The 9,265-nt window shown below is 65.0% G+C and carries 12 protein-coding genes; 5 read left to right on the top strand and 7 right to left on the bottom strand.

Annotation, left to right across the window (positions count from 1 at the left end; translation table 11 throughout):
- The coding region (locus EOA33_RS39720) for a hypothetical protein (protein WP_210212573.1) at positions 1–238 on the top strand (238 nt) is incomplete at its 5' end.
- Positions 239–271: 33 nt separating this feature from the next.
- Positions 272–472, top strand: a complete 201-nt coding sequence (locus EOA33_RS14455) for a hypothetical protein (protein WP_126058282.1) — start codon at positions 272–274, stop codon at positions 470–472.
- Between the two features lie 160 nt (positions 473–632).
- Here the strand turns inward: EOA33_RS14455 and EOA33_RS14460 are convergent, their stop codons facing one another.
- The 7 genes from EOA33_RS14460 to cysG form a co-directional block, all read right to left on the bottom strand.
- Complete coding sequence (locus EOA33_RS14460; protein WP_126058281.1) at positions 633–1,253, bottom strand: DJ-1/PfpI family protein; 621 nt, start codon at positions 1,251–1,253, stop codon at positions 633–635.
- A gap of 190 nt (positions 1,254–1,443) precedes the next feature.
- Complete coding sequence (locus tag EOA33_RS14465) at positions 1,444–3,051, bottom strand: GMC family oxidoreductase N-terminal domain-containing protein (protein WP_127405923.1); 1,608 nt, start codon at positions 3,049–3,051, stop codon at positions 1,444–1,446.
- 88 nt (positions 3,052–3,139) lie between these two features.
- Positions 3,140–3,673, bottom strand: a complete 534-nt coding sequence (locus EOA33_RS14470; RefSeq protein ID WP_127405924.1) for a DUF934 domain-containing protein — start codon at positions 3,671–3,673, stop codon at positions 3,140–3,142.
- Positions 3,674–3,811: 138 nt separating this feature from the next.
- Complete coding sequence (locus EOA33_RS14475) at positions 3,812–4,576, bottom strand: phosphoadenylyl-sulfate reductase (protein ID WP_127405925.1); 765 nt, start codon at positions 4,574–4,576, stop codon at positions 3,812–3,814.
- Positions 4,551–6,221: a nitrite/sulfite reductase gene (locus EOA33_RS14480; RefSeq protein WP_127405926.1), complete on the bottom strand. Its 1,671-nt coding sequence runs from the start codon at positions 6,219–6,221 to the stop codon at positions 4,551–4,553. The genes EOA33_RS14475 and EOA33_RS14480 overlap by 26 nt, the downstream gene beginning before the upstream one ends.
- A 43-nt stretch (positions 6,222–6,264) precedes the next feature.
- Entirely contained in the window at positions 6,265–6,570 is a 306-nt protein-coding gene (locus EOA33_RS14485) for a DUF2849 domain-containing protein (protein ID WP_126058276.1), read from the bottom strand.
- The gene (gene cysG, locus EOA33_RS14490) at positions 6,567–8,015 is read right to left on the bottom strand and encodes a siroheme synthase CysG (RefSeq protein WP_127405927.1); all 1,449 of its coding nucleotides are present in this window, start codon (positions 8,013–8,015) and stop codon (positions 6,567–6,569) included. The genes EOA33_RS14485 and cysG overlap by 4 nt, the downstream gene beginning before the upstream one ends.
- Between cysG and EOA33_RS14495 the strand changes: the two genes are divergently transcribed.
- From EOA33_RS14495 to EOA33_RS14505, 3 genes are all read left to right on the top strand, one after another.
- Positions 8,014–8,208 carry a hypothetical protein gene (locus EOA33_RS14495; RefSeq protein WP_127405928.1) on the top strand — a complete coding sequence of 65 codons (195 nt, stop codon included), beginning with the start codon at positions 8,014–8,016 and terminating at the stop codon, positions 8,206–8,208. The genes cysG and EOA33_RS14495 overlap by 2 nt on opposite strands.
- Positions 8,209–8,422: 214 nt before the next feature.
- Positions 8,423–8,872 (top strand): host attachment family protein, encoded by a 450-nt coding sequence (locus tag EOA33_RS14500; RefSeq protein WP_126058273.1) that lies wholly within the window; start codon positions 8,423–8,425, stop codon positions 8,870–8,872.
- 163 nt (positions 8,873–9,035) lie between these two features.
- A partial coding sequence (locus EOA33_RS14505) for a cation:proton antiporter (RefSeq protein WP_190234274.1) occupies positions 9,036–9,265 on the top strand: 230 nt, incomplete at its 3' end.

Genomic DNA, 9,265 nt, shown 5'->3' on the forward strand with positions numbered 1-9,265 from the left:
CCATATCCTCGGGCGCGCGTTCGTCTTTTGCCTGGTCGCTCATCGCCGTTTCCCGTCATTCCGAATGGTTTGGATTTGCGCCCGATATCGAGGTTTGAAGGCCAAAAATCAAGGGGCAAGCGAGCCAACGCAGTTTCGCTGCGTCTCCAGGGGACCGTTCGATATTAAATCAAATTTTACCTTGATCGCCGGCTTCGCTTGCGAGAAAGCGGCGGCGAGGGAACCATTGCCGGGTTGAGGGAGTTTCGAAGCCGACACAGGATTTGGGACGATGAGCGGCAACAAAAGCGAAAGGCGCGCGGAACTCGCCGCCGATATCAGACGACAGCTTGGCAGCGAAGCGACGAAGCGCTTCCTGCGCACGCTGCCGTCATTCCGCCTGGAAACGAACACGCCCGAGCATTTCCGCGACCTGCTCGACCAGCTCGATGACATCGAAACCAGGGCGGCCAACGGCGAACGCCGCCAGTAGCTGCGCATCCGCAAGACCGGACGCGCCGCCGCGCCTGAAGCAATTCCAGCAAGGCTGCGCAGCCCGGTTTCCGCCTGGAATTGCACAAGAAATCAGAGGCTTAGAGGATCAGCGGTTCCATGGGACTGGAACCGCTGCGAGCGGCGCTTTTCCCGATATTTCAAGCCGCCTTGCGTTCGTCGCGCATCAGCGCCTTGCCGTCGCGGATCTCGGTGCCGAGCACCTTCAGGCATTCGCGCATGAACGCTGCAAGGCCAGGCCAGCCCTTGGCCGATACCAGATTGCCATCGACATGGGCGCCGGTCGGCGCGACATCGATGTAGATGCCGCCGGCGAGCGTCACTTCCGGCTCGCAGTATTGCAGCGCCGCGACCTCGCGGCCGCGCACCACACCGTCGACGGCGATCAGGATCTGCACGCCGTGGCAGATGGTGAAAATCGGCTTGCCGGTCTCGTGGAAATGCCTGACTAGCGCCTGCACGCGCTTGTCGATGCGGATGTATTCCGGCCCGCGCCCGCCGGCCGCATAGACGGCGTCGTAGTCGGCCGGGTTCACCTCGGCGAAGGTCTTGTTGAGGATGTAGTCGTGGCCGAGCTTTTCGGTGTAGGTCTGGTGGCCTTCGAAATCGTGCAGCGAGGTCTTCAAGATGTCGCCGGCCTTCTTGTCGGGGCACACGACATGCACCGTATGGCCAACCGCATGCATGGCCTGTTCGAAGACGAAAATCTCATACTCCTCGCTGAACTCGCCAACGAGCATCAGAATCCTTTTGCCTGCCATGCCGGTTCCTCCCTTAGCTGGCTATTTATTTCGAGGCGCGAAATATAGCCCTATCGTAAGGGCAAGCAGGGCGGAGGGGAAGCGCAAATCGCACGATTGGTCCTACCAGATTGATTCTGTGGCGCCCGGTGAGCAACAAAGGCAAGGCTTCCGGAGCAAAACCGGAGAGGCTGGTCTGACCAAGACGGCGTCAGGCAGCCGCCCGGATCATATCCGCCGCCTTCTCGGCGATCATGATCGTCGGCGCATTGGTGTTGCCGCCGACGAGTGTCGGCATCACCGAGGCGTCGACGACGCGCAGCCCTTGCAACCCGCGCACCTTTAACTGCGGATCGACGACGGCCATCTCGTCGATGCCCATCTTGCAGGTGCCGGCCGGGTGATAGATCGTGTCGGCGCGGGCCCTGATATGCGCCATCAGCTCGGCGTCGCTGGCAGCGCCAGCGGTATAGATTTCCTTCTGGCGATACCTGGCCAGCGCCGGCGACTCCAGAATGCCGCGCATCATCCGCACACCCCGGAGCAGAAGCTCGGCGTCGCGCTCGTCCTCGAGGAAGCGCGGGTCGATGCGCGGCGGCGCCAGCGAGTCTGGACTGGACAGCCCAACCTCGCCGCGCGAATAGGGCCTCAGCACGCAGACATGGCAGGAGAAGCCATAGCCCATATGCAGCTTGCGGCCGTGATCGTCGACGATGGCGATGCAGAAATGCAGTTGCAGGTCGGGCCGTTCGAGCGCCGGATCGGATTTGAGGAAGGCGCCGGCCTCCGCGTAGGGCGTGGCGATCATGCCCGTGCCGTCCCTGCGCCAGCGCAGCATATGGCTGAGCAGTCCGGGCAGGCCGCGGAGGCCGATGCCCATCAGCTCGGTCTCGCGCGACTTCCAGGCCAGGATGAAATCGAGATGGTCCTGCAGGTTCTTGCCGACACCGGGCAGTTCATGGACGAGCGGAATGCCGTGCACTGCCAGCTCCGCCGCCGGACCGATGCCGGAAAGCAGCAGCATTTGCGGCGAGCCGAACGCGCCACCGCACAGGATGACCTCGCGCCTGGCTTCAGCCACGGCTTCGCTCTTGCCGGCACGATAGCGCACGCCCGTCGCGCGCTTGCCGTCGAGCACCACGTCGGTCGCCTGCGCGCCGGTGATGACGGTGAGGTTCGGCCGGCCCATCGCGGAATGCAGATAGGCGGCCGCAGCCGAGCAGCGCTCGCCATTGCGGCGCTCGCCCCAGAATTGCGTGACCTGGTAGAGCCCCGCTCCTTCCTGCTCGGGTCCGTTGAAATCGTCGTTACGGCGGATTTGGTTTTCGCCGCAGGCCTCGACGAAGGCTTTCGAGATCGAACGCGGCTCCTGCTGCTCGGCCACCCTGAGCGGTCCGTCGCCGCCGTGCAGCGCATCAGTGCCGCGCTGGTTGCCTTCGGCGCGCCGGAAATAGGGCAGCACCTCGCTCCACGACCAGCCGTCGCAGCCGAGATCGGCCCATTCGTCATAGTCGCGAGCGTGGCCGCGCGTGTAGAGCATGGCGTTGATGGCGCTTGAGCCGCCCAGCGCCTTGCCGCGCGGCTGGTAGCCCTTGCGGCCGCCAAGCCCTTCCTGCGGCACCGTCTCGAAGCCCCAATTGTTGATCTTCGGCCGGCCCGGCAGCAGGGCGATGATGCCGGCCGGCGCGCGGATCAAGAGATCCTTGCCGTCGCCGCCCGCTTCGATCAGGCAGACCGTCTTCGATGCATCCTCGGAAAGCCTGGCGGCAAGCGTGCAGCCGGCGGAACCGCCGCCGGCGATGACATAGTCGTAGCGCATGGTCTCCTCCCGGCGGATATTTCCGTCCGTGCGGTCAGAGAAAGCCTGCTTGCGCGCGTTGTAAAGACGTCGACGAGTTACCGCAGGGTCAGCCCGCGCGTTTGCGCCGCCAGGAATATTTCGGCCCCTTGGCCTCCGGCTCAGCGGTCGGCTGGTAATAGAGCCCCAGCCCGCCGGTATGGCCTTCCTCAAGTCGCTTCAAGAGCACCGGATTCGAGATTTCGAACTCGTCGAAACCGACCCGCAGCATATGCGGCAGCTGGTCGACCAGCACCTGGCCGGTAGCGCGGACCGCGCCCTCGAAATGATGGCGGCTGCGCAGCAATTCGCCCTTGGAGAAGGAGCGGCCGTCATTGAACGCCGGGAAGGCCAGCGCCACCAGCGACAGCTGGTCGAGCAGGCCGACGATCTTGTCGAGCTCGTCGCCGGGCTGCAGCAGCACCCCGATGCGTTCCCTGGCCGACTTGCGCACCTCAAGGTCGAGCCCCAGGAACGCCTGCAGCGGCAGGATGAAGCGGCCGTTGCCGGCGAGTGCCTCGGCGCTCTCGGCCTGGATCCACTCGTCCTCGCGGAAACCGTTCGGGGTCCAGAGGCGGGTTTCCGATTTGGTCGGCTCAGTCATCAAAATTCCCAAAATCCAAAAATCAAAGGATGTGTCGCGTTTCAGGGCAGGCCGAGCCCGAGCGGAGCGTCCCATGGTGCGTGAGCACTGCAGGACACCGACGATTGCGGGCCAGCCTCACCTGAATATCAACATAGCCTAAAGGGATGCGTCGGTCAGCGACTTCTCCAGGCCGGAAAGGTGGATGCCGCACTCTGTCTTGGCGTGCCCGGCCCAGCGGCCGCTGCGCGCGTCCTCGCCCGGCTGTACCGGCTGCGTGCACGGGAAGCACCCGATCGACAGATAGCCATAGGCGACCAGCGGATTTTCGCGCAGCGCGTGCGCGCGCATGTAGTCGGCCTGGTCCGAAGTCGTCCAGTGCGCCAGCGGATTAATGCGGATGCGCGAGCCGACCGCCTCGAAGACCGGAAGCGCCGCGCGCGTCGAGGCCTGGAAGCGCTTGCGCCCGGTGAACCAGGCGCGGAACGGCTCGACGCCGCGTGCCATCGGCTCGACCTTGCGCACGTTGCAGCAGGCGTCGGTGTTGGTCTCGTGCAGCCTGCCGGTCGGATCGACGCGTTCGAGCGCGGCCTCTTCCGGCTTGATCACCCTGACGTCGGTGAAGCCGAAATCGGCGACCAGCGCATCGCGATAGCCGAGCGTTTCCTCGAAATGCTTGCCGGTGTCGAGGAAGATCACCGGCAGCGCGCGGTCGACCTTGGCGATCATGTGCAGCAGCACGGCGGAATCGGCGCCGAAGGAGGAAACGGCGGCGATGCCGCCGCGAAACAGCTCGTTCGCCGAGCGCTCGATGACCTCGATCGGGCTGAGGTGGCCGTAAAGCGCGTCCAGCCCCGCCGCCTCGGCGGCGACGCCGGCCTCGACATCAACGACCCGGTCAAGCGGCCTTGGTTTCGCCAGCATAGAGCGCCTCCTTGAACGGCGCGGGACCGACTCTGCGGTAGGCGTCGATAAAACGTTCCGAGGGACTGAGCCGAAGGCCGAGATAGGTATCGACGATCTGCTCGATGGCGTCGGTGATCTCTTCCGACGAGAAGCCGCGGCCGATGATCTCGCCGACGGAGGTGTTCTCGTCGGCCGAGCCGCCGAGGGTGACCTGGTAAAGCTCGGAGCCCTTCTTCTCGACGCCGAGAATGCCGATGTGGCCGACATGATGATGGCCGCAGGCATTGATGCAGCCGGAGATCTTCAGCTTTAATTCGCCGATCTCGCGCTGCCGTTCCAGCGAAGCGAAGCGCTGCGAGATCTCCTGCGCCACCGGAATGGAACGGGCCGTGGCCAGCGCGCAATAGTCGAGGCCGGGGCATGAGATGATGTCGCTGATCAGGTTGGAGTTGGCCGTCGCCAGGCCGATGTCGACCAACGCGTCATAGACGGCCTTCAGATCGGCGCGCGCCACATGCGGCAGGATCAGGTTCTGCTCATGGCTGACGCGCAGTTCGTCGAAGGCGTATTTCTCGGCGATGTCGGCGACCGCCTCCATCTGGCTGTCGGTGGCGTCGCCAGGCACCTCGCCGATGCCCTTCAGCGAGATCGTCACCGCCGCATAGTCGGGATGGCGATGCGTCACCACATTCTGGTCGAGCCATTCCGAGAAATTCTTGGAATCGAGCCGCGCCAGCTTCACTGCCGCGTCGCCTTCCGGCCGCTCGGCCAGACCCGGCGGCGTGAAATAGGCGTTGATGGCACCGATGTCGGCTTCCGGCAGCTTCAGCTCGGCGTCCTTCAGCTCCTGCCACTCGGCCTCGACCTGGCGCGTGATCTCCTCGACGCCGGTCTCGTGGACGAGGATCTTGATGCGCGCCTTGTACTTGTTGTCGCGGCGGCCATAGAGGTTGTAAACGCGCAGAATCGCCGTGCAGTAGGAGAGAAGATCGGCTTCCGGCAGGAAGTCGCGGATCTTCCGCGCCACCATCGGCGTGCGGCCCTGGCCGCCGCCGACATAGACGGCGAAGCCGAGCTCGCCGGCCGCGTTCTTCTTCAGGTGCAGGCCGATGTCATGCGTCTGGATGGCGGCGCGGTCGCGCTCCGCACCCGTCACCGCTATCTTGAACTTGCGCGGCAGGAACGAGAATTCCGGATGCACCGACGACCATTGCCGCAGGATCTCGGCATAGGGGCGCGGATCGGCAACCTCGTCGGCGGCGGCACCGGCGAAATGATCGGCGGTGACGTTGCGGATGCAATTGCCGCTGGTCTGGATGGCGTGCATCTCGACGCTGGCGAGATCGGCCAGGATCGCGGGAATGTCGGAGAGCGCCGGCCAGTTGAACTGTATGTTCTGGCGGGTCGTGAAATGACCGTAGCCCTTGTCGTATTTGCGCGCGATGTGGCCGAGCATGCGCAGCTGCTTGCTGTTCAGCGTGCCATAGGGCACCGCGATGCGCAGCATATAGGCATGCAGCTGCAGATAGACGCCGTTCATCAGCCGGAGCGGCCGGAACTGGTCCTCGGTGATCTCACCGGCAAGCCGGCGTTGCACCTGGTCGCTGAACTCGGCGACGCGGGCCTGAACGAAATCGTGGTCGAACTCATCGTAACGGTACATGCTTCGTCTTTCAGGGCGCGTCCGCCCGCATTGCCTGTTTGGTCTATGCCGCCCGCACGGGTTGCGGGCTCGCCTGCTTGCCGAGATCTTCGCGGATGGTCGGCCCGGCGGCGCGGATCTTTTCGCGCAACCGCACCGGCTCGACCAATCCGTCGACCACCGTGACGTCGATCAGGTTGACGTCGACCACCTCGTTGTTGGCGTAGGCGGCAGCGCCGATCGCTTCCAGCCGGTCTTCCGCCGCCTTGTCATGGGCGAGGTCGGCACCGCCGACCGTCTCCGCCCAGCCGCCATCGGCGTACCAGACGGCGATGCCGTCGGTGAGCCTGTTCGCGGTCAGAACTTTCATTGTTCAACTCCTTCGGCCGCTACGCTGGCCGTATCTTCATGCCTGTGTGCCGCGAGCGGCTCGGAACGTTCGAAATTGGCGCCGGCGACCGCATCGCCGATGATGGTCATGACCGGGCCGGTGAGATCGGCGCGGGCCTCCAGCGACGGCAGGTCGGCCAGCGTGCCGTGGAAGCGGCGACGGTTGCCGAGGCTGGCGTTCTCGACCACGGCGACCGCGGTGTCGGGCGACAGGCCCGCCTCGATCAGCCGGCCGGCGACTTCGGCCGCGACCGAACGGCCCATATAGACGGCGACGGTGGCGCCGGAAATGGCGAGCTTGGCCCAGTCGGGCAGCGAATTGCCCTTAAGGTCATGGCCCGTCGTGAACACCAGCGACGACGACACGCCGCGCAGCGTCAGCGGCAGTTCGAAATCGGCGGCGGCGGCGAAGGCCGCGGTGACACCGGGAACCACCTCATAGGCGATGCCGGCATCGCGAAGTGCCGCCATTTCCTCGCCGGCGCGGCCGAACACCAGCGGGTCGCCAGACTTCAGCCGCACGACGCGCTTGCCCTCGCGGCCGAGCTCGACGAGCAGCGCGTTGATCTCTTCCTGGCTCTTGGAATGGCAGCCCTTGCGCTTGCCGACCGGCAGGCGCTCGGCGTCGCGGCGGCCCATGGCGACGATCGCGTCGGGCACCAGCGCGTCATGGACGATGACGTCGGCCTCCATCAGCAGGCGATGCGCCCTGAGCGTGAGCAGATCCTCGGCGCCCGGACCGGCGCCGACCAGCGCGATGTGGCCCGAGGCCGGCGCGTCGGAGACAAGCAGCTCGACAGCGGCATCATGCGCCCGTGACAGTTCGCCCGCCTCCACGGCCCGCGCCGGAGCGCCGGCGAAGAAGTCGCGCCAGAAGCGGCGGCGGCCGGTGCCCTTGGGCAAGCGCTCGGCGGCGCCGCGAAAGGACGCGGCAAGCGTGGCCAGCGCGCCGAGCGACGGCGACAGCATGCGATCGATGCGGCCGCGCAGCATCTGCGCCAACACCGGGCCGGCGCCTTCGGTGCCGATGGCGATGGCGACCGGCGCGCGGTTGACCAGCGCCGGCGTGAAGAAATCGCAAAGCTCTGGCCGGTCGACCGCATTGACCGGAATGCTTAAGCGGCGCGCGTCCTCGGCAACGCGGCGGTCGAGCGCCTCGTCGCCGCTGGCGGCGAACACCATGGCCGCGCCTTCGAGATGCGCAGCCTCATATGCGGCGGCGACATGGACAGCACCGGTCGCGACAATGAAAGACAGCAGCTCGGCTTCGGCGGTTTGCGCTATGATGCGCAGCGCCGCGCTCGACTGGCCGACGAGCCGCGCCTTGGCCAGTGCCGCCTCGCCGCCGCCGACAATGGCCACGGCTTCGCCCTCGACCCGCATGAAGACGGGGAAAGCGTTGAGCTTGGCATTGGCCTGCGACATGGCGAGCAGATTCCTGAGCAATTTGGCAGTTTTACGCGCGGGCGTGAAAAACCAGAAGCAAAGCACTCGCGCATCCCGCGATGGCAGGCAATCGCTTTTTCGCGAGCGCGAAGAGCAGGAGAAAAAAATTCCACATCCGGGAGAGGATCGGATTGAAGCCGCTGTTGCGGGCCCTGATCTCATGCGTTTTTAGCTGCAAATGCTCCACGCTACAAAACAGATTTTTCTAAATCCTACCAATTTAGTAGATTAAAGCCGCAATACCGTCGCCGGCCGGCGCGCGTGGCTGAATGAGCGCCTGACCAATATCGGAACATTCCAGCTTCAGAGGACGTTTGCCATACGGAACCCCGCCGGCCACCCGCCGCCAATGGGTTCGCAATACGGCAAAAGCAGGAGGAGCCCGCATGAGCAACGTCACGCTGAAACATGGCCTTTGGATCGTGGTCGCCGATGGCGAGAAAGCGCTGTTCCTGCGCAATGAAGGCAACACCCGCAATCCGGACCTGCAGGTCGTGCAGGAGATGGAGCAGGAGAACCCCGCCACGCGCGAGCAAGGCAGCGACCGCCCCGGCCGCTACAATGACGGGCCGTCCATCCATCGCAGCGCGGTCGAGGACACCGACTGGCATCGTATCGGCAAGGAGCGCTTCGCCGACGACATCGCCGAACGGCTTTATGGGCTCGCCAATCGCGGCGCCTTCAAGGAGATCGTGCTGATCGCGCCGCCGCTGGTGCTGGGCGAAATGCGCCGGAAGCTCCACAAGCTTGTCGGCGACAAGGTGACGGTGGAAATTCCAAAGACGCTGACCAACCACACCATCCCTGAGATCGAAAGCCTGCTCCAGGCAGCCTGACGGCGCCCGCCGGGCAAGCGCAATCTGCCCTTCGCCCGGCATTCGTGCCCCTTTGCCTTTCGATTTCACGGCTTTACGGGTTGCCTCGCGGCCCTGCCTCCCCCCATATTGCAGGGCGGCCCTATCCTACATCGTGATTTTTTCGAAAGGCGCTCCATAGACAATGCCGCATGACACGCCCCTTATCGCCACGATCGTCGCCGGTCTGGGGCTGGCTTTCGTTTTCGGCGCGCTCGCCAACCGTTTCCGCATCCCGCCGCTGGTCGGCTATCTCGTGGCCGGCGTGCTGGTCGGGCCGAACACGCCGGGCTTCGTCGCCGACGCAAGCCTTGACACCGAGCTTGCCGAGATCGGCGTCATCCTCTTGATGTTCGGCGTCGGCCTGCATTTCTC

The sequence above is a fragment of the Mesorhizobium sp. M4A.F.Ca.ET.050.02.1.1 genome (genome assembly GCF_003997725.1).
Classification (GTDB): domain Bacteria; phylum Pseudomonadota; class Alphaproteobacteria; order Rhizobiales; family Rhizobiaceae; genus Mesorhizobium.